Genomic DNA, 23,833 nt, shown 5'->3' with positions numbered 1-23,833 from the left:
GTATGTCGATTATCAAAGAGTTGTGGCTAGCAATCGTTGTGGTTTTGGTTGTAGCAATCATTGGTAGTGTCAGTATCTATGGTGTAACAACCAAACATTATGTTGAAGAGCAGCTTTACGCTAAAAACATCGACAATGCGACCATGCTTGCGTTGACATTGAGTAAGTTAGAGAAAGACCCTGTAACTCTCGATTTATTCATTATGTCGCAGTTTGATATTGGTCACTATTCAGCGATTATATTAAAAGATGCCAACGGCGCTATCATATCTGACCATCATCAGTCTTTTCAGTTTAACCAAAACTCACCTCGCTGGTTCGCAAATTATTTTTCCCCTAATTTAGAGCCCGGTGTTGCGCAAGTAAGTGATGGCTGGAGTCAGTATGGAACTATTTATGTCGAAGCGGATACTGGTTTTATCGTAGCCTCAATGTGGCGTGCAGCCTATCGTTTAGTTATCGGACTTCTATTTATTGCTTTTCTTGCCGGTATCATTGGCGCCTGGTTTCTTCGCAAGATTTTACGTCCTCTTGATGATGTTGTGTATCAAGCGGAGGCGTTTCAAAATATGCGATTTATAAAGTCGAAGGTTCCGAGAACTCTTGAACTCAAACGCGTTGTAAACGCGATGAACTTTTTGGCACAAAAGTCTAAAATGGTGATGGAAAAAGAAAATACCCGGCTAGATTTAATGCGCCATAAAACTCAGTTTGACGATGAGAGTGGCCTGGCGAATAGAGACTACTTCATTTTAATGCTCAAAGGCCAACTAGCGTTTAGAGACACTCAAGGCATAAATTGTGTTTTTCTAATTCGATTTACAGTTGAGCAAGGTTTTCTGCGTATACCTGCCAATGAGAAGCAAACAAGACTGAGGGAACTGGCCAGTGCTATTAATGGTGTCCTTCAGGACAACCACCATAGTTTTACCGATAGCCGTATTGCAAGACTGCAAAAAAATGAATTTGCCGTTTTGTTGACTGAAACTCATGATGCAAGCGTTATTGCCTACGCTTTTCATAATATTTGTACAGAAATATTTTGTAATCCAAATGACCCTGAAATATTTCAGTCTGTAGTAAAGCTTCGCGCTGACGATAGTGTTTCAAGTGTGTTGATGCGAGCCGACACTATGCTAAACGAAGCTCAATCTTCGGAATTGGCATACCCTTCCATCGAAAGCGAACTTATGCATAACGAGCCGATTGAAGAGGAAAGAGCATGGACAGAGGTGCTGACCTCGGCGATAACTCATGCAAAGGTTGAAACATTTAATTATCCAGTCTTGAATGCTAAAAGGCAGGTGATTCACTACCAAGCTTGGGCTGGAGTCGATATAAATGGACAGCTGCGCCAAAGTGGGTACTACACGCATTGGGCTCGCTACCTTGACTTACTACCGCAGCTCGAGCTGACGACGATTACTTTTTTGATCAAGTATATAAATTCTAACAAAGCCCAATCAAAATTCGCTTTTTTGTGTTCAGAACAGTTTTTACTAGATAACGAAATTTTGGCGCAGCTGCACTATCAATTAAACGCTAATCCAAACGCAGCTAAACGACTGTGTTTTGAAGTAAGGGAGTCTACTGCTACTCGTTTCCCCGAAGCGTTCAAACAGTTTTGTAGTACTTTAAAAGTAAAAGGATGTGAAGTGGGGCTGAAGCGTGTTGGTGAATCTTTCTCTCAGCTTATTAACATTCAAGAATTAGGTTTAGACTACGTAAAAATTGATTCTGGCTTTATGGCTGACATAGATAGCAACCGTGCCAATCATTCTTTCTTACAAGGGTTTTGCTCGTTGGCACACACGTTTGGTATTAAAGTTTATGCTGATGGAGTAAACCGCTCAGATCATCAAGAACTGTTTTCAGAGCTGGGTATCGATGGAGTCGTGTCTCACATAGAAGTTATAGAGCATCTTTTAGATGACTAAATTCACCTAAGCGAAGTAGTAAGTTTATTCTGTCTTTAGCACCAAACTTGTTGAGAAGCGAGCCAACATGCTCTTTGACGGTTCGCTCGGTAATTCCGTATTCTTTCGCTATTTCTTTATTACCAAGGCCATCTAAAATTCCGCTCAAAACATCTTTTTCCCTTTTAGTAATTCCATTTAGCGTTGGAAGGTTATGCTTTGCCTTTGTACTGTTGGCAATGTCAAAAGTAAGCGCTAATAACAATTCGTTTGGCAGCCAAATCCCACCAGCGTCGACCACTCGTACCACTGAAGAAAGAAGCGACTGTGTACCAAGAACATGACAGTAAGCTCTGGCACCGAGCATTAATGCTGTTTGCATTTCTGCGCGATCGTATTTGTAGGTAAGCAATATCACTGATGCTACTTTTTGTTTTGCTTCCACCAGTTTCTTAGGCCAGTTTTCATCTGCCGTTAAAATCCAAATAAAGTCGTTTTTGGTGAACTCAAGTTGTGAAATGTCATGATAGCCCTGCCACGAAAACTGAGTGAGCGTGCCCTGTAAGTGTTTTTCAGCAATGAAGTGTTTCATCTAACGTTCTCGCAGAGCTGATGATGTAACGTTAAACAGGGGGGATAGTATGTAATTGAGCACGGTCTTTTTACCCGTCAGTATATCTACTTGAACAATCATTCCCGGCAAAATTGTCCAAGACTCATCAGTGACATTTTTCTGTGTTGCAAGCCTTATTAGGTAATAAGTTTCATCCTTATCATTTGTAATTGCATCAGCACTGATGTGCTGAACTTCAGCCGACATTCCACCATAGATAGAAAAATCGTATGCGCTGAATTTAAGAATGGCAGGCTGCCCCTTTCTAATAAATGCGATGTCTTTAGGTGATATTTTTGCCTCGACAATCAACTTGTCGTCTTGAGGGATAAGCTCAACCACTTCACTGCCCGGAGTAATAACCCCTCCTACGGTATTGATAAGTAAGCGTTGCACCGTTCCATTGATAGGTGATTTGATATCAGCTTGAGATACCACATCTTGCAAGCTCGTTTTTGACTGTTGCAGCCGAGCCATTTCAGCGGTTGCATCTGTCAATTCCTGATTCCAGCGGTTAATAAGTTTTAAGCGACTTTCTTCTTTTGCAATGATGACCTCTTCTATTGCATTAAGGCCACGCTCAATAGCTACATTCGACTTGGTAATGTTCCCCTCTAGCTCAACAATTTGTCGCTCTAATCTGAGTATCTCTATCTCTGATACCGCCCCAGAGGCTAACAATGGTTTTGTGACGGCCAACTCTTTCTTAGATAGTACCAGCATGTTTTCATATTGAGATAAGCTAGCGCGCTCCTCTTCCACATCTTGTCGACGTTGCGTAATTCGCGAATCTGAGCCCGCTGCCACTTCATGAAGTTCAGCTAAGTTTGAGTTGTACAATTTGCGCTCGTTTTCAACAATTTTTGGTTCCTTTTTAAAAAGCTCTCGGTTAAAACGTAGAGGGCTCCCTTGCGTGAGAGCCGATAATCGCTGTACTTTTGCAGCTAGCGCTGCAAATTGTGTCGTGTTTTCCTCAAGGCTAGATAGAAATCGAGTAGGATCTACTCTCAACAATACCTGCCCAGCTTCAACGGTTTGTCCTTCCTCTACTAAAATATTTTGAACAATCCCGCCATCGTAAGACTGCAGTACTTGCAGTTGTTGAGAAGGGATAACTTTGCCATCGCCCTTAGCGACCTCGTCAATTTCAGCAAAGTAAGCCCATCCAATCAGTAAAAAGAGAGTGATAGAAACAAGATAGAGTAGTCCCCGTGCTTTCACTGGCGTTTGCATAATTCGCGACCACTCTGCCTCCAACACCCAGTCTTGGCCTGGAGGTGGCGCGAGCCATCCCCGCATTAGTCTTTGCAGCCAGTCTTTCTTATTGCCGTCAGAATTTGACATTATGTCGCCTTCTTAATTGCTTGATTGGGCTGCTTAAATTGAATAAGTACATCTTCTTTCTTGCCATCTGCAATGACTTTTCCATTTTCAACAACGATTACACGATCTACGAGATCCAGTAATGTGGTTCGGTGTGTGTTTATGATTAATGTTTTACCTTCTGAAGCTGATTTTATGGTGTTTTTTATAAGCGCCTCATTTGTTGAATCCATGGCTGAAGTGGGTTCGTCCATAATAAATATAGCAGGATCGCGAACGATGGCTCGAGCAATCGCCACGGCTTGGCGTTGACCGCCAGATAATAAGCATCCTCTTTCTCCCACGTTTTGCTCTACACCGCTGGCATTGCCGTTCACCAGTGGCGCTAAACCACAGTTGGTAAGAACATCCCAAAAGCCACTTTCATTAGTACGTAAATCATCGGTTAAAATGTTGTCTTTAAGCGACCCATGAAAAAGACTAACATCTTGGGGTACGTACCCAATTTGTTTGCGCAAAAGAGTAGGGTCGTACTGCTGAAGGTCTATGCCGTCTAAAAGAAGCTGTCCAGATTCACACTGGTAAAACCCCATTAAAAGCTTATTGAGAGTTGACTTGCCACAACCATTTTTTCCTAAAATAGCGACATGCTCACCTCGCTTTATAGAAAAGTTAACATCTTTGAGCGCCATGACACTTTCGTCTGGATACTTAAAGCATAGTTGCTTGGAATCTATATTACCGTTCAGGGAAAGGTTACTTTTGATTTGCTGATTTTTTCCTGATTCACTAGGCAGCGCCATAATCTCATCAAGGGTGTTTTTTGCTGTTTCAGCATGGTGATACTGCGCTAACAGTGCAGCGGCTTGTGAAACTGGCCCCATAGCTCGGCTTGATAATAGGTAAGCAGCAATTAGTCCGCCTTGCGTAATAAGCCCCTCTATAATGAGATAAACACCGGTTAAAATGATAACGGCACCTACGGACTGCTGCACCCAAAGTGCTGCGTTATTCACCGACATTGAAACTAAGCGTAACTTGGCGTTCACTTTGGCCAAAAAGATAGTCTGCTTTTCCCACTCACTTTGGTTTCGGCTTTCATAACCAAAAGCTTTGATATCTTCTAGGGACGTAACACTCTCGGTAACTAATGAACTCTTTCGCGAGCTTATTTCCATCGATTCTTCGGATAAAGAACGCATAACTCGCTGCGCCTTGATGGCATAAAGAAAGATAAAAGTGCAGCCAAACAGAATAGGAATTATAAGATAGACATCGATCATCGCGATAATTACGATAAACAACAAACCAAACGGTAAGTCGACCAAAGCGACTAAAGTAACAGAGCTAAAAAATTGTCTGATACTTTCAAAAGACTGCAAGCTATTGATAAAGGACCCGCTCTTTGGGGGCCTACTTGCTAGGTTTATTGAAAGTACTTTTTCCATTATTTTAGCTGAAAGTGTCACATCTAATCGACTTGCTGCTAACTCGACAAAATACTGACGCAGCATTCGCAAAAGAAAGTCTGCAGTTAGTACCAGCAATACGCCAACGGCCAGAGCCCACAACGTCTCCAGCGCTGCGTTAGGTACAACTCTGTCATACACGTTCATCACGAACAGTGGTAGTGCAAGAGATAGTAAACTTATAAATACTGAAGCTAAGATGACGTCGCGGTACAAATCTTTGGCTGTGCTAATTGACGACCACAGCCAATGCCCTACCGATGATTTATCAATATTGGAGCTGGCTTTCTGCGCATGCATTTCAGGGCGGGCAAAAATAGCATAGCCTGTGTATTGGTCGGCAAGTTCAGTACGGGGTACTTCAACAACGGCATCGTCAAGTTCGGGATAAGATACTTTGACATGAGTTTCGTTTAAACCGTGTAATACACAGGCTTGTTTGTCATGGAGAATAAGAACGACCGGCAGCAACGCTGGATTGATTTGCTTCAGTTCGCGTTTAACGGTTCGACTAGCAAGCCCTGCTCGCTTGGCTGCGCGTTCAAAGCCTGTGGGCGATAGTTCACCATTGTTTAATGGTAACCCACTCAGCAGGCCTACTCGAGACACCTCTACTTTATGCACACGGCAGACTGTTATTAGACAGTCCATTAATACACCGCCTTTTTGTTCCAAGTATGAAATATCGTCTACGACCTTTTTTTTCTTCATACCGGCCTTTTCCCTCGTCTACTCACTAGAAGGAAGCTGGATAATAGCCGCCTCAATTCTGCGGTTGCGCGCATTGGCAGCTTTAGATTCCTCATCAACAAGCGGGCGGCTCTCTCCGTATCCAACAGAAGTAATTCGCCGTGCTTCAATGTTGGCTTTTGACATAAGAAGAGATGCGACGGCATTTGCTCTGCGTTCAGACAGTCTTTGATTGTAGGCGGCGTCGCCATCAAGTGAGGCGTGACCATGAATGATAACCCCTGTATTGGGCATACTATTCAATGTATCGATGACCTGCTGAAAAGCACCTTCATACTTGGGTAGTACCTCAGTCGAATTAGTGGCAAACTCAATGTTTATTTTGAATGAATCAACAATTTCTGCATTGTCTAGGGTGAAATCTGCAGCGTTAGGCTCAGGCTCCTTCACTCCACACCCCATATTATCCACCGCCTCACCTGGTGCAGAGTTCACACAGTCATCCCATAAATCGACAACACCATCATTATCGGTGTCGCGCTTAAGAATATTAAACTCATCTGCAAAATTGGTGCGTACCGCAGGGCACACAAAGTTAGGGTCGTAACTTATTTTTTCTTCCGCTCTACTTAGCATATCTGGTACTCGTTCTTTCGTTATACCAAGCGTTTTCGCCAAGCTACCTGAAGCAGCAAGAAGCCTTACACGCGCTTTTTCGAGTGTGTATTGCGCCTCTAAATATGCTCTGCTCGACTCGTAATATTCATTTTCAGAGTCTAGCAGGTCCAGTAGAGAGCGTTCACCTATGGTGAATTGATCCATATACGCTGTCTTTACTCTGTCTGACGAAATACGATGAGCATTTAAAGACGGTAGTTGCTCAGTGATATTGATAATATCATTGTAGGCTATTTGGACAGTTTGTCTCATATCAATACAGGCTTTGTCGCGCAAATCTTTGGCGAGGTCCACCTGGGATAGGGCTTGGCGAATCGCGGCTCTGTCAGACCCGCCGTTGTACAGATTGTAAGAAAAATTAATGCCCACACTTGCTTCAGTAATGGTGTTGTTTAGTGCGGCTAGGTCGCGTGTTTGCGCTCCGTAACTAGCAGTTAAATTTACCTGCGGGTGGTAAAGGCTTTTTGCACTGTCTACGGCATAACGTTGGGCGTCAATGTTGTATATGGCAGCGTTAAATTGTGGGTTGGTGGCATAGGCACTGGTAAGCAATGTATTTATGTCGGTAACACTTGCGTCGACATAAGCGGTATTTAGAGTGACTCGATTTAAATTATCCGCTGGTTTCTCTCCAACAAGTCTTAAAAATCGTGCAGTAACATCGTGTAAATTAGATAGCTCTGTCAAAACATTAGACTCAGCTAAGGAAAGTCGACCGCTTATCTGTTCTAAGTCAGCACGACGTCCGACACCAGCTTCAACACTTTCCTCAATTTGCTTAAAAACTGATACGTGAGTAATAAGGTTTTCTTCAGCCAGCGTAAGGAGTTCTCTAAATAGCTGTACGTCCATAAAAGCGAGAGCGGTGTCTAACGACTTTTGCTCTATTTCACTCAACAATTCGAAAAAACGTACTACCTGCGCTTGCTTAAAGCGTTTTACTTCGCTGCTTGTAAAGAATCCGTCGTAAAGCATTTGAGTTAGTGTTATTTCGCCAGTGTGCCCCATAAATTCACGATCTAAGCCATAGTTTCTATCGTTGTAGGCACTTGTTGCTAAAACATCGACGCGCGGACGAAACCCTCCTCGTGCGATATCTACATCTGACATGGCTACCTGAAGTTGTCGCCAGCTAGCTTGTACTTCAGGGTTTTCATTGACAACTTTGCGAACGTAGTTTTCCAAGCTAACAGGCGAGTTCTTAACGCTGTTGTTTTGCGCAGCTGCCAACATAGTCAAAGAAACACCAAGAATTCCAAGTATGAGAGATGTTTTTAAGGAAAATTGTTTTTTCATAAACTACGACTCTTAGTTTGGTGACATTTGTGCACTATGATGCTTCTAACCCTAATTCATATTTGCTTTTCCGCCAGTTTATTAAGCGAAATTTAGCCTAATTGATGAGTTTTAAAGACGATTTTGCTGCATTTGGCTGCAATTAATTATACCAATGTCTAGGTATACCAATGTCTAGGCGCTACCCGTACCACAGTCCAGTAACGAGATAAAAAAGCCCTGCTACGCTCTTATGAAAGCGAAAAAATAGTTATCGAGAGAGTCGTATGGCTAAAGTGAGCATTGCAAAGGTAGTTGGTGAAGCAGAGTTAGTTCGTAGTGAAACTGGTGACAAAATAGCAGCAAAACCGGGTATAGTTATAGCAGAAGGAGACACGCTTACTATATCGCCTGATTCCCTGGTCACCGTTAGTGTTGATGGTGAATTACGAACTCTTCCGGCAGGGCAGACATTTGCTTTTCCTTTGCAACTTGATTTTGAGGATTCTAATTCTGACGATGAGTTTGCAATCTTTGATGAAAGCGTCAGCGTGGTAGCTGAACTGCTCAACGACACAGGCTCTGTAGAAGAAAATCCAGCCAACAATACCGATTTTTTGAGTGTTCTTGAAGGTGATGGGGATATTTTAGAGTCGTTAGAGGATACAGCAGCAGGACTCGATGGCGGCGTCACAAATGGTGGTGGTAATAACTTTGTGCGCGTTGACCGCATCATTGAAGAAGTAGAGCCTATTGGGTTTCAATTTGATAAAAATGCTAATAACGGTGAGAGCATAGTTCCTAGGGAATTTTCCGGTTTAGGAGCGCAAGCGCAAGATGTTTCATTAACATTGGATTTTATCGGGCTTACAAACGATACAACACCCATAATTTCAGGTGTAACATCTGCCATTCCCGGCAGTACGGTAACCTTAGTTATTGCAGATAGCGAAGGGAGCGTACAAATCGTTACCGCGATCGTTCAAGGTGATGGAACTTTTACTGTAGAAGTGCCAAACGCACTGTCCGATGGCGATTTCACGGTAGACGGTAGAGTACTTGAGCCCACCGGAAATAATGCTGATGGGTCAACCTCTGGAAGAATTGATGCTACTGCACCCTCAATTACGATCAATTCGCCAGCTTTGGATAACGACACCACGCCAACCCTTACCGGTACCACTGACGCAACTCCGGGAAGTACCGTTACCCTTACTATTACCGATAGTGCGGGCAACACACAAACCGTTACCGCCATTGTGCAGGCCGATGGAACCTATAGTGTAGATGTGCCCGAAGAACTGGTCGAAGGCGAGTTTACCGTTAACGCCAGTGTGACCGATGAAGCGGGTAATACAGCTACCGCCGATACCACGGGTATTATTGATACCACCGCACCAACAATCACTATTAATGCGCCAGCTTTGGATAACGACACCACGCCAACTTTGTCAGGGACAACAGATGCCGCCCCTGGCAGTACGGTTACGCTAACTATCACCGACAGCGCGGGCAACACGCAAACTGTGACCGCCATTGTGCATGCCGATGGAACCTATAGTGTAGATGTGCCCGAAGAACTGGCCGAAGGCGAGTTTACCGTTAACGCTAGTGTGACTGATGAGGCTGGCAATACAGCAACCGCTGATACCACAGGCGTGATTGATACTACGGCGCCATCGATCACTATCGACACCATAGCGACTGATAATGACACCACGCCAACCCTTTCAGGTACCACTGATGCCACACCGGGTAGCACAGTTACGCTAACTATTACCGATAGTGGGGGCAACACGCAAACTGTAACTGCCATTGTGCAAGCAGACGGTACCTATAGTGCGGACGTACCGGCTGAATTAGCCGAGGGCGAATTTACGGTTAATGCCAGTGTGACTGACGAGGCTGGTAATACCGCCACCGCCGATACCACAGGTGAAATTGATACTACTGCGCCGTCGATCACTATCGACGCCATAGCTACCGACAATGACACCACGCCGACCCTTTCAGGTACTACCGATGCCGCCCCTGGCAGCACGGTTACGTTAACTATTACCGATAGCGCGGGCAACACGCAAACCGTGACCGCCATTGTGCAGGCAGACGGAACTTACAGCGCAGACGTACCAGCTGAATTAGCTGAAGGCGAGTTTACCGTTAACGCTAGTGTGACTGACGAGGCTGGCAATACCGCAACCGCCGATACCACAGGTGAAATTGATACTACCGCACCCACAATCACCATCAACGCGATAGCTACTGACAACGACACCACGCCTACTCTTTCAGGTACCACAGATGCCGCCCCTGGCAGTACAGTAACGTTGACCATTACCGATAGCGCAGGTAACACGCAAACGGTGACCGCCATTGTGCAGGCTGACGGAACTTACAGCGCAGACGTACCAGCTGAATTAGCTGAAGGCGAATTCACCGTTAACGCTAGTGTGACTGACGAGGCTGGTAATACGGCTACCGCCGATACCACGGGTATTATTGATACCACTGCACCCACAATCACCATCAACGCGATAGCTACTGACGACGACACCACGCCGACCCTTTCAGGTACCACCGATGCCACACCGGGCAGTACCGTTACCCTTACCATTACTGACAGCGCGGGCAACACGCAAACTGTGACCGCCATTGTGCAGGCTGACGGAACTTACAGCGCAGACGTACCAGCTGAATTAGCTGAAGGGGAGTTTACGGTTAATGCCAGTGTGACTGACGAGGCTGGCAATACCGCCACCGCCGATACCACAGGTGAAATTGATACCACAGCACCGTCGATCACTATCGACCCAGTGGCAACCAGTAATGACACCACGCCAACGCTGTCAGGGACTACTGACGCAGCCCCCGGCAGTACGGTTACGTTAACTATTACCGATAGTGCAGGCAACACGCAAACCGTGACCGCCATTGTGCAGACTGACGGTACTTACAGTGTGGATTTACCAGCAGAACTGGCCGAAGGCGAGTTCACCGTTAACGCGAGTGTGACTGATGAAGCAGGCAATACCGCCACCGCCGATATCACAGGTGAAATTGATACTACTGCGCCGTCGATCACTATCGACACCATAGCAACCGACAACGACACCACGCCTACTCTTTCAGGTACCACCGATGCTGCCCCTGGCAGCACGGTTACCCTTACCATTACTGACAGCGCGGGCAACACGCAAACTGTGACCGCCGTTGTGCAGGCCGATGGTACTTACAGTGTGGATGTACCAGCAGAACTGGCCGAGGGCGAGTTTACGGTTAATGCCAGTGTGACCGATGAAGCAGGCAATACGGCTACTGTCGATACCACAGGTGAAATTGATACCACAGCACCAACGCTTACCCTTGAAAATCCTGGCAGCACGGGCGACACCACACCCACACTTTCAGGCACAACAGACCTTCCTGAAGGAAGCACGGTTACGCTTGTCGTTACAGATAGCGCTGGAAACACGCAAACTATCAATGCCTTGGTCGATGCAAATGGTAGCTTCAGTGTAGATGTGCCAAATGCACTAGCTGACGGCGACTTTACTGTTACTGCCACTGCAACCGACAGTGCAGGCAATACCGCGAATGCCAATACAACAGGTAGTGTAGATAGCGAAGCGCCGCTATTAACCCTTGATACACAAGGCGCTACTAGCGATGTTACCCCTACTATCACAGGTACTACCGACGTGGCACCTGGCACACTGGTTACCATTACTGTGGTAGATGCCAATGGTAACTCGCAAAGTTTCCAAGCAGCCGTGCAAGCAGACGGCACATTCAGTGCCGATGTGCCTAGCGCCCTGGCTGAAGGCGACTTTACCGTTTCGGCAACAGTAAGCGATGCGCAAGGCAACACCGCGACGGCGAACGAAACAAATGGAAGTATTGATACACAAGCGCCAATTGTTACCGTTAATCCGTTAGATTCAGGTAATGACATTACGCCGGTTATTTCGGGTAATACAGATTTATCTGAAGGCGCTGTTGTTGTGATCACCGTGACTGACAGCAATGGCGACACGCAAACCATTAACGCATTGGTTGATGCAGATGGCAACTTTGCTACAGAAGTATTATCTCCACTGCCTGAAGGCGACTACAGCGTCGAAGTTACTGCAACAGATGATGCAGGTAATTCAACAACCGTAACTGAAGACGGTGGCAATATTGACACCAGCGCCCCTGTTCTGACCCTAAATCCGCAAGGTACAGGTAACGATGAAACGCCTAACATATCGGGCAGCACTGATTTAGCGCCGGGAAGCACAGTAACGTTAACCGTCACAGATAGCGCAGGCAATACGCAAACCTTTGACGCCATTGTGGACGCGAATGGTGACTTCAGCGCGGACGTACCAAATGCTATGCCTTATGGCAGCTATACCGTAATCGCAAGCGCTACAGATGAAGCAGGAAATACAACAACCTCTTCCGATACTGGAATCCTAGATACTAGCGCCCCTGCGCTAACGCTAGATGCGCAAGTCACGGTTAGCGATACTACACCAACTATATCGGGTACGACTGACCTACCCGCGGGTTCAACCGTGACGCTTTCAGTCACAGATAGTGCCGGCAAAACGCAAACCTTTACTGCACTAGTTGACGCAAGCGGTAATTTCAGTGCCGATGTGCCCGCACCTCTTGCCGAGGGCGATTACTCGGTAACCGCTGCCGCGACTGACAGTAACGGCAATAGTGCTACTGTCACCGACAATAACGGTATCGTCGATACCGTCGCCCCCGTTATTTCACTAGATGCGCTTGGTTCAAATAACAACACTACGCCTACCATTTCGGGCACTACCGACTTAGCAGCAGGTGAGAGCGTTACGCTTTTGATTACCGACAATGCAGGCAATACCCAAACTGTTACCGCAACGGTTGATGCAAACGGCAACTTCAGTGTGGATGTGCCAACTGCACTGGCCGAAGGTGACTATACGGTTACCGCAACGGCGCAAGACGCGGCAGGCAATCAAGGTTCTGATTCAGAAACGGGTGGTAGCGTCGATACCACAGCGCCTGTTATCACTCTGGATCCGCTTGGTATAGGTAACGATAACACGCCTACCATTAGCGGAAATACTGACCTAGCCGCAGGAAGCACAGTAACGATTACAGTAACTGATAGCGCTGGCACTGTGCAGTCGTTTACTGCAACTGTCGATGCTAACGGCGACTTCAGTGCAGATGTGCCTAATCCTTTGGCTGACGGAAACTTCGACGTTACTGCAACGGCCACTGATGCTGCAGGCAATACTGCTACAGATACAGTGAGCGGCGACATAAACTCTGCCGCGCCTACCCTATCCCTTGATCCTCTAGGGTCGGGCAACGACACGACGCCGACCATTTCAGGTAATACCGACTTAGCGCCAGGTAGCACTGTAACGCTAACTGTGACTGACAGTGCTGGAAACACACAAACATTCAGTGCCATAGTGCAAGGCGATGGAAGCTTTACGGCTGATGTTCCTGCGAGCTTACCTGAAGGTGACTATTCTGTTACTGCGACCGCCACAGACGGCGCTGGCAACAGTGCATCGGTAACCGAAAATGGCGGTAACATCGATACCACAGCCCCATCGATAACCATCGATACACAAGGGCTTGGCAATGATGCAACGCCGTCTATCTCTGGCACCACAGACCTCAATGCTGGCGACACGGTTAGCATAAGCGTGACAGACAACGCTGGAAATACCCAAACATTCACAGCAACCGTTCAAAACGATGGCACTTACAGTGCTGATGTTCCTGCCGATTTAGCTGAGGGCAGTTTCAGTGTGACTGTCACTGCGACTGACGATGCGGGTAATTCAGTAACGGCAATAGATAATAACGGTGTCATAGACACAGCAGCCCCCACCATAACCTTAGACGCACAAGGCCTGACCAACGACGCTACACCGACTATATCGGGAACCACCGACTTGGCTGCGGGCAACACTGTAAGCATTAGCGTGACTGACAACCAGGGCAATACGCAAACTTTCACTGCTACCGTTCAAGCGAATGGTAGCTTTAGCGCTGATGTGCCGGTTGACCTTGCTGAAGGCGATTACACAGTAGAAGTGACGGCGACTGATGATGCAGGTAATCAAAACACAGCGGTTGATAACAACGGCACAGTTGACACCACCCCACCTGTTATCAACTTAGATCCAGTGGCCAGCGGCAATGACGCAACACCAATTTTGAGCGGTACTACCGACTTGCCAGAGGGAGCAACTATTACACTGGTAGTCACCGATGCAGGCGGTAATGTACAGAACCTTACCGCTACGGTAAACGCGGATGGCACTTTCTCAGTTGAAGTACCCAGCGCGCTGGTTGATGGCGATTACGATGTAACAGCAAGTGCGAGCGATGCTGCTGGCAATAGCACGACAGTAACGGATAACGGCAATATTAATGCAAGCGCCCCGGACATTACCCTAGATGCCCTTGGCCAGACAAACGACGCTACGCCTCTTATTTCAGGCACAACTAACGCGTCAGTTGGTGCCATTGTCACCTTAACAGTGACAGATAGTGCTGGAGCAGTTCAAACCTTTACTTCAACAGTACAAGGAGATGGCACCTTCAGCGCAAGCGTACCGTCAAATTTGGCCGAAGGTAGTTATACCGTTGAAGCAGAGGTGACTGACGGAGCCGGAAATACGGGCTCTGACTCTGAAACTGGCGGTGTGGTAGATACCACATCGCCGGCTATTGATGTGGCTGATCCGGGTGTTGGCAATGATGCAACACCAACCATTAGCGGCACGACAGACCAGCCAGCTGGAAGCACGGTTTCAATTACCATCACCGATAACGCTGGTAATATACAAACCTTAACAGCAACCGTACAAGGTGATGGCTCCTTCAGCGTAGACGTACCCGCCACCTTGGCTGAGGGTACCTATACAATTCAGGCTACCGTTGTTGATGAAGCTTGCAATACAGCGTCCGACGCTGAAACCGGCGTAATCGACACAATTTCACCTGTTCTTACGCTGGACGAGCCAGGTACAGTTAGTGACTCAACCCCAACCATAAGCGGTACTGTAGATTTACCGCAAGGTTCTACAGTGCAAATAACTGTTGTTGATAGTGCGGGTAATACCCAGGTGTTCTCTGCATTGGTTGGCGCGGGCGGCGTATTCTCTGCCGATGTACCAGCGGCGATGGCTGAAGGAAACTTCACTGTTTCAGCAACCGCCACCGATGAAGCAAACAACAGTACAACCGATAACGAAGCAGGCGTAGTTGATACTCTAGTACCTACACTTACTATAGATGTTGCCGATACCACTAACGACGCGACGCCACTCATTACCGGTACAACCGATGAACCTGCGGGCGCTGTGGTCACTATTTTGGTAACGGATAGCGATGGTGCGACCCAGACCTTAAGTGCAGTGGTGCAGGCCGATGGGTCTTTCTCTATCTCCCCAGGTACGGATTTAGCTGAAGGCGACTTCACGGTAAGCGCTACTATCAGTGATGAAGCAGGTAATACAGCGACAGCGAGTGATACAGGAAGCATAGACACCACAGCACCATCACTAACCTTAACGCCACTTGAGGAAGGCAATGACACAACGCCTACCCTATCTGGTAGTACAAACCTAGCGCAGGGTAGTGAAGTTACGCTTGTGGTAACTGACAGCGCAGGAAATGTTCAAACCATCACAGCTACAGTTGATGTAAATGGAAACTTTACAGTGGATGTGCCTGCGCCTTTAACTGAAGGTGCATACAGTGTTGAAGCCACGGCGAGTGACGAAGCGGGTAATAGCACTACCGTCGTAGACAACACAGGTATTATTGATACAACAGCCCCTACTCTATCGTTAGATACACTAGCCCCAGACAGTGACACTACACCTACAATATCAGGGAATACTGACCTGCCTGCAGGTGCTACGGTAACGATTACGGTTACGGATAACGCAGGTGTAAGCCAAACCTTCGATGCAACCGTTCAGGGAGACGGCAGTTTCTCGGCCGATGTGCCAAACGCCATGGCTGAAGGAGGGTATACCGTTACCGCCGTTGCCCAAGACCCAGCAGGTAATGAGACTACTGCCACTGAAACAAACGGTAGCGTAGACACTACCGCGCCGACAATCAATTTAGATGCACAAGGCACAGGTAACGATACCACGCCAACGATCTCCGGCAGCACCGATTTAAGCCCTGGCAGTTCAGTGACCATAACCGTCATCGACAGCGCGGGAGCAGAACAGACATTTACGGCTATTGTCGACAGCAACGGTAATTTCAGCGCCGACGTGCCCAATGCAATGGCAGACGGAAACTTCGATGTTACTGCTACCGCCACTGATGCTGCTGGAAACTCGGCGTCTGATACTACCAGCGGCAATATCAATACCGCCGTACCAAACCTAACCCTGGACTCGCTTGGTACAGGAAACGACACAACACCAACCATTTCTGGTACTACAAATATTGCGCAAGGCAGCACTGTATCCATCAGCGTTACCGATAGTGCAGGTAATACGCAAACCTTTGACGCCATTGTTCAAGCTAATGGCACCTTCTCTGTAGATGTGCCAGCAGCCTTATCTGAAGGTAATTATTCGGTCACCGCAAGTGCAACAGATGGCGCGGGCAATACGGCAACCGCCAACGAAAATGGCGGCATTATCGATACTACCGGGCCAGCTGCGCCTACTGTTGATGCAGGCAACGGTACCGAAATTACCGGCACAGCCGAAGCAGGTGCTGTCGTAAACGTAGACGTTGACGGTGATGGCACACCTGATTCCACAGTAATTGCTGATGGTGATGGTAACTGGTCAGTAACACCCACTACACCGCTAGCGGATGGCGTGGTTGTAACAGCAACAGCAACCGATGAAGCTGGCAATACGAGTAGCCCGGCGTCTGATACGGTAGACGCTGTTGCGCCAATCGTTGCCTTTAACGACCTAACGACTAACGACACCACGCCTGCACTTACCGGTTCGGTGGACGACCCAACCGCCACGGTGGTTGTCTCCATCAATGGTGCTGACTACACCGCCACCAATAATGGTGATGGCAGCTGGACACTGGCTGACGATATCGTTGCCGCGCTGGCTGAAGGTAGCTATACCGCTACGGTTACTGCTACTGATGCCGACGGTAACACCGTAACTAACTCTGGCACTGTGGTGATTGACACCACTGCTCCAGCAGCGCCTACCGTCGATGCAGGTAACGGCACTGAAATTACGGGTACTGCGGAAGCAGGGGCAACTGTAAATGTGGACGTGGATGGCGACGGCACGCCAGACTTCACCGTCATCGCTGATGGCGATGGAAATTGGTCAGTAACACCCACTACTCCACTGGCCGATGGCGTGGTTGTTACGGCAACGGCGGTTGATGAAGCTGGCAATGGCAGTGCACCAGCGTCAGATACAGTAGATGCTGTTGCACCAGTCGTTGCAATCAATGACTTAACCACTAATGACGCTACACCAGAGCTAACCGGTACGGTTGACGATCCAAGCGCTATCGTAGTAGTAACAATCGATGGCGTGAACTACACCGCAACTAACAATGGCGATGGAAGTTGGACGCTGGCTGACGATGCCGTGGCGGCACTTGCAGATGGTAGCTATACCGCTACCGTTACTGCCACAGATGCCGATGGTAATGTGGGTTCAAATTCAGGAACGGTAGTGATTGATACTACACCACCTGCGTTACCTACTGTGGATGCGGGTAACGGCACCGAAATTACCGGTACCGCTGAAGCAGGCGCCACCGTAAATGTGGACGTGGATGGTGACGGCACGCCCGATTTCACCGTCATTGCTGATGGCGACGGTAATTGGAGCATTACGCCTGATACACCGCTTGCCGATGGCGTAATTGTGACCGTAACGGCAACTGACGCAGCGGGTAACATTAGCAACCCAGCCTCAGACACGGTTGACGCGGCTGCGCCAGTCGTTACCTTCAACGATTTAACGACTAATGATACAACACCGGCGCTTACTGGTTCCGTTGACGACCCAACAGCCACGGTGGTTGTTACCATCAACGGTGCCGACTATACCGCCACCAATAACGGTGATGGCACGTGGACACTGGCTGACGATGCGGTGGCGGCACTTGCTGAAGGTAGCTATACCGCAACGGTTACTGCAACCGACCCAGAAGGTAATGTGGGTACGAATACTGGTACAGTGGTTATTGATACCACAGCACCAGCAGCGCCTACCGTTGAAGCGGGCAACGGCACTGAAATTACCGGCACAGCCGAAGCGGGCTCTAAGGTAAATGTGGATGTAGACGGAGACGGAACGCCAGATTTCACCGTCATCGCTGATAGTGACGGCAATTGGAGCGTAACGCCAGATACACCATTAGCAGATGGAGTTGTAGTAACGGCAACAGCAACCGATGAAGCGGGCAACACAAGTGGGCCTGCATCTGACACGGTAGACGCAGTAGCACCTGTCGTAACCATCAATGATGTAACGACCAACGACACTACGCCTGAGCTTACCGGTACGGTGAACGACCCCAATGCGGTTGTGGTGGTGACCATTGACGGCAACGACTATACCGCTACCAATAACGGTGACGGCACATGGACGCTTGTCGATGATGCGGTTGCAACCCTAGCTGAGGGCACTTATACCGTAACAGTTGCTGCGACCGACGCCGCAGGCAACACGGTAACCAACACGGGTACAGTGGTGATTGATACCACCGCGCCTACGGTTGCAATAAATGATCTAACCACCAACGACACCACGCCTGAACTCACTGGTACAGTGAACGATCCGAACGCAGTTGTGGTAGTAACCATTGACGGCAATGATTACACCGCTACTAACAACGGTGACGGCACATGGACGCTAGCCGATGATGTAGTCGCCACGCTCGCTGAAGGCAGCTATCCAACGTCAGTGACGGCAACAGACGCCGCAGGCAACACGGTCACCAACACAGGTACGGTCGTCATCGATACCACTGCACCTACCGTTGCGATAAACGATTTAACCACCAACGACACCACACCAGAACTTACCGGTACGGTGAACGATCCGAATGCGGTTGTGGTGGTAACGATTGACGGCAATGATTACACCGCTACCAACAACGGTGACGGCACTTGGACATTGGCGGATGATGTAGTTGCGGCCCTTGCAGAAGGCAGCTATCCAACGTCAGTGACGGCAACAGACGCCGCAGGCAACACTGTCACAAATACTGGTACAGTGGTGATTGATACCACCGCGCCTACCGTTGGAATAAACGATCTAACCACCAACGACACCACGCCTGAACTCACTGGTACAGTAAACGATCCGAACGCAGTTGTGGTAGTAACCATTGACGGTAATGACTACACCGCCACCAATAATGGAGATGGCACGTGGACGCTGGCTGATAATATCGTCGCCCTGCTTGCGGAAGGCAATTACACGGCAACGGTAACCGCCACAGATGCGGTAGGCAATGTTGCAACTGACACAGGTACAGTTGTTATCGATACCAGTATTGATGAAAACAATAACGGCCAGACAGTAACGTTCGACAGTATCTCAAACGACTCTGGGGTGGCTGGAGACTTTATTACTAGCGATAGCACGCTAATCTTTAATGGAACGGTTGACCTTGGTGACAATACTACCCTAACCGTTACCGTTGATGGCACATCCTATACCTTTGGCACTGACCCTGAACTTACCATTGATGGCAGCGGTAATTGGAGCCTTGATTTAACAGGCACAACGCTACCAGCAGGTACCTACGCGGTGGTGGCAACAGTCACAGACGAAGCAGGTAACTCGGCAAGCACAGCGAGCCAAAATGTCGTCGTTCAAGCCCTCGATGCTATAAACGACGGTAACACCATTGATATGGGTGAACCGGTGGTCACGGTCAATCCACCAGAAACCACAAGCAACGTTCAGGTTATTGGCTTAGCTGAGTCAACTGGGGGCGTCGATGCAAGTGCCATCTTTACTGTTTCGCCTAATAATGTCGGCGAAGTGTTCGTAGAAGTAGAACAGATTGCGCTTGTCGCCGTTGCCGACGCTTATATCGTTGAGGTATACGATGAAAACGGCCAGCTTGTTTACCAAGGAGTGAGCGCTAATTCACAGCTTGCAGACGTTGGTGGTTTGGACATCTTCAACGTCACGGGTGACGAAACCATCTCATTCTCACTGACAGGTTTAGCTGCAGGTAACTACAGCGTGGTGGTACGCAACGATGAAAATACCCTAGAAGAGTTATTGGACAGCGATGGCAATGGCGACGTTAATTTAGATGAATTAGGCACGGCTGGTGTAGTTCTGGGGCCAGATAATCAAACATCTGTTCTAGATACTGTTGAGACGACATTAAACGGCGGTATTCTAGGTATCTTACCAGGAACGGTTGGCACACAAGTCAGGGGCGTATTAGAAACGCTTCTGGACACAACGACCGTAATTGGCGCGGGAGATCTTGCAGGAGCTTTGACAGGTCCTCTTGACGACCTCGGATTAACTAGTTCATTGGACGATATACTAACAGTACTTGCCGATGCATTGCTCAGCAATACGCTTACCCTATTGCAAGACACTGACATTACCACCACATTGACAGAGTACACTTACACCGGCGAAACGGTTGCCCAAGGTAACCTAATCGACGGCGATTTAGGTGGCGTGGGTGCTGATACCATTCTAGACGGTGCTCAAGTGACGCTTGTTACTAACGCGTCTGGTGACAGTGTTGTGGTTCCTGCTTCAGGTACGGTTACTATTCAAGGTAACTATGGCGTATTAGAAATAGCTGCAGACGGTACGTACACCTACACCGCCGATGGTGACCGTAGCGCAATTGGCCAGGACGAAGTGTTTAACTACACCTTATCAGATGGTGAAACTTCTGATATTGCGGCACTTACTATTACCATTTCTGGCAGCGACTTCCCACCAGTAGTAGCCCAAACCGATAACAATGATATGGAGCTAGGCGCACAAACCGCCATTGTGAACGCCCCAGTTACCGATAGTGACTTCCAAGTCATTGGCTTAGCCGAAGGCTCACCAGCAGGAGGGTCGCCAGAGGCTAGCACAACGCTTACCGTTGATGCTGGTTTCTTTGGCGAAGTGGTTGTAGAAGTTAGCCAAACAGCGTTAGTCGCAGTCGCTGATGCGTATCGTGTTGATATTATTGATGCAGATGGCAACGTGGTCGCCACGGCCATGACACCAGATAACCCTTTAATAGGTGATGTAGCAGGCGTAAACCTTATCGGGTTGACAGGTGACGATATACTTGTTGCTAAGTTTTCAGGGCTTCCAGCTGGTGAATATACCGTTGTAGTTCGCAACGATGATAGTGTACTCGAGTCTCTGCTTGATCAAGATGGTGACGGCTCGATTACCTTAACTGAGTTAGGAAATGGCGGTGTCGTTCTTGGAGAAGAAAACCAAGAAGTCGTACTTACTGCTGTTGAAGACGCACTAAACGGTACTAACGCGAGTGTTCTCAATGGTCTGGGTTTGGGTACAGTTGTACGAAATCTTATTCTCGAGCCAGCCTTAAGTACTGCTGATACCATAGGCGCCGGCGACTTAGTAAGTACTATTACGAACGGGCTTAATCTACTAGGGTTGGGTACATTGGTAGATGCTGCATTAGACGCTGTTGCAGCGGCATTGCTGAGTAATACACTTACTTTACTACAATCTACCGACATAACTTCAACACTTACTGAATACGCCTTTGAAGGCAGCACCACAACGTCAGGAAATGTCATTGACGCTGCTAATACAGGTGATGTTGCAGATAGCATTGCTGAAGGCGGCGTAGTGACGCAAGTTACCCATACCAATGGGGAATCGGTTACCGTATTAGGTACAGGCTTGTCGGGCATTACTATTTCAGGTGACTATGGCGACCTCACTATCTTTGAAGACGGTAGCTACACCTATGTAGCTAACGGCGTGCGCGACGGCTTAGGCAGCACAGATAGTTTTAGCTACACCATCTCAGACGGAACCAATACGTCTACTGCAAACTTGAACTTTAATCTGTCTGGACAAGGAATTTCCGCTGACTCGGCCCGTGCTGAATTGACGTATGACTTTGTATCTGAAGCTGGTCCAAGTGACATAGATGCGCTCTCACATAGCTATTTGCTAGGGCTTGGAGGTAGCTTTAGTGATACCAGCAGTACTTTTGCGGTAGCAGCAAATACCACTCAAGATATCACATTAAACGTTGACAATGGCAGCTTGTTGTCACTGGTTTCATCCCTTACTGTTACCGTAGAGAAGTTTATAAACGGAGCATGGGAACCTTTTAGAGTGTTTCCAAACGGCGAGCTAGTTAGCTTATTAGGCATTGATGGCGATACTGTGCTTACCGTCAACGGATTAGCTGAAGGTTTATACCGTTTGTCGATGAGCGGTACGACTGGCCTTGGCGTAACAGGCAGCATTAGTGTAGACCTATCTTCTACCGTCAATTACCTCGATCAGTTTGAAGTTAGCGGCGTACAAACCGCCACAGGTAATCTGTTCGAAAACGATGTTCTGTTTGGTACAACATACGATGTAACCGTATCAACTGATGGTATCAACTTCCAAGACGCCACAGGGGGCATAACGTTAATCGGTGAGTATGGCACGCTGCAAATTGACGAGAGTGGTGCGTACACCTACACTCCCGATAATTCACTAGTAGTATTTGATGGCACGCTTACTGATACCTTCACTTATCGTATTGAGTACCCCGATGGTACCGTAGAAGAAGCTGAATTGAGCGTGTTTGTAACGGCATCGGGCGAGGGAGTTTCAGAGGGGGCAGTTACTAGCTCATCAGAGACTGTGAGCAGTTCAGATGGCCTCAGCAGTGAAGCATCTGAAGAAACAGACGCTCATAGTCTAACGACGAAAGAAGATACATCAAATGAATCTTATGTTTCTATAGCAGAAGAATTGCGTCAAGAGTTCAACTCTGATCTCATGATGTTATCGGAACACGGGCTTAGTAGCAGCATAGATATTACCTTGGGTAACTATTTTGCTGGTGTCAGAGCATTCGGTTTATCAAATGTGAACGTAAATCGTATCGACACAAGCGTTAGACTTCCAATTAACCTTGGTGAAAATACGATTTCTCTCACTCCTGAAATCCCATCCCAGGATTTACGTGACCTCGATTATTCCATAACCCTTCCTAAAAGCGATATTTTATCCTACGGGTTTGAATCGGTGGTTAAAGGAGAGCCGGTAAATATTGAGCTGCCGCCAGGCGAGTTAATTTTGCCTGCGATGTTTGGCAAGGAAACAGTATTCGTAGAAAATGCATCAAGCCTCACAGAATTGTCGGAAGGCGAAACCAGCAGCGTAGATTCCACCTTGGGCGATGATTTTGACGGCGCTCAAACAATTGACCTATCACGAATTAACTTGGAGCCTATCGACATCGATGGTCAGCCTCCGATAGCCCCGGAGGAGGGGGTTATTACTTTGATCCCTGAAGTTTCTTCGCCAATAGTGAATGAACCTGAGGATACGATAACACTTCCTGAAGAAGATATTATATCGGGCGGGCCTGTAACTGAAATTAATATAGAGTTAGTAGGCATTGAGCTACCGCCAGAAGAATTAATACTACCAGAGACCGAGCCTACAACGCCTGGCGATGATATCAATAACGAACTTGTAGCAGAGTCAGGTGCGTTCGCAGAGGGGAGGCCAAATGAGAGCTCTACCGAATTAAGCGCGACGTATTCTACCGAGTCTGAAATATTAAAAACGGCGATTGATAAACTTCCATCAACGGATATTTGATTAAGTCACCGTGAAGCGCATTGTTCTATCATAGGGCGTTTGATG

Annotated in this window: 6 protein-coding genes; 2 read left to right on the top strand and 4 right to left on the bottom strand. The window is 47.8% G+C overall.

Features of this window, described 5'->3' with window-relative positions; genetic code table 11:
* Positions 1–2: 2 nt before the first annotated feature.
* Complete coding sequence (locus GTW09_RS07190; RefSeq protein ID WP_163111219.1) at positions 3–1,937, top strand: bifunctional diguanylate cyclase/phosphodiesterase; 1,935 nt, start codon at positions 3–5, stop codon at positions 1,935–1,937.
* On the opposite strand, the gene GTW09_RS07185 is transcribed toward GTW09_RS07190, so the two are convergent.
* The 4 genes from GTW09_RS07185 to GTW09_RS07170 are packed head-to-tail and all read right to left on the bottom strand — an operon-like array spanning position 1,912 to position 7,985.
* Entirely contained in the window at positions 1,912–2,508 is a 597-nt protein-coding gene (locus GTW09_RS07185; RefSeq protein ID WP_163111218.1) for a response regulator transcription factor, read from the bottom strand. The genes GTW09_RS07190 and GTW09_RS07185 overlap by 26 nt on opposite strands.
* A complete protein-coding gene (locus tag GTW09_RS07180; protein ID WP_163111437.1) occupies positions 2,509–3,876 on the bottom strand; it encodes an HlyD family type I secretion periplasmic adaptor subunit in 1,368 nt (455 codons plus the stop codon).
* Positions 3,873–6,032, bottom strand: coding sequence for a type I secretion system permease/ATPase (locus GTW09_RS07175; RefSeq protein WP_239059307.1), 2,160 nt, complete (start codon positions 6,030–6,032; stop codon positions 3,873–3,875). Before GTW09_RS07175 ends, GTW09_RS07180 begins: the two co-directional genes overlap by 4 nt.
* An 18-nt stretch (positions 6,033–6,050) precedes the next feature.
* Positions 6,051–7,985 carry a TolC family outer membrane protein gene (locus tag GTW09_RS07170; protein WP_163111217.1) on the bottom strand — a complete coding sequence of 645 codons (1,935 nt, stop codon included), beginning with the start codon at positions 7,983–7,985 and terminating at the stop codon, positions 6,051–6,053.
* Between the two features lie 266 nt (positions 7,986–8,251).
* Here GTW09_RS07170 and GTW09_RS07165 point away from each other — a divergent pair, with 266 nt between their 5' ends.
* A complete protein-coding gene (locus GTW09_RS07165; protein WP_163111216.1) occupies positions 8,252–23,788 on the top strand; it encodes a BapA/Bap/LapF family large adhesin in 15,537 nt (5,178 codons plus the stop codon).
* Positions 23,789–23,833: the final 45 nt, after the last annotated feature.

It is taken from the genome of Alteromonas hispanica, assembly GCF_010500915.1.
Classification (GTDB): domain Bacteria; phylum Pseudomonadota; class Gammaproteobacteria; order Enterobacterales; family Alteromonadaceae; genus Alteromonas; species Alteromonas hispanica.
This window is presented reverse-complemented; position numbering and strand designations above follow the sequence as displayed.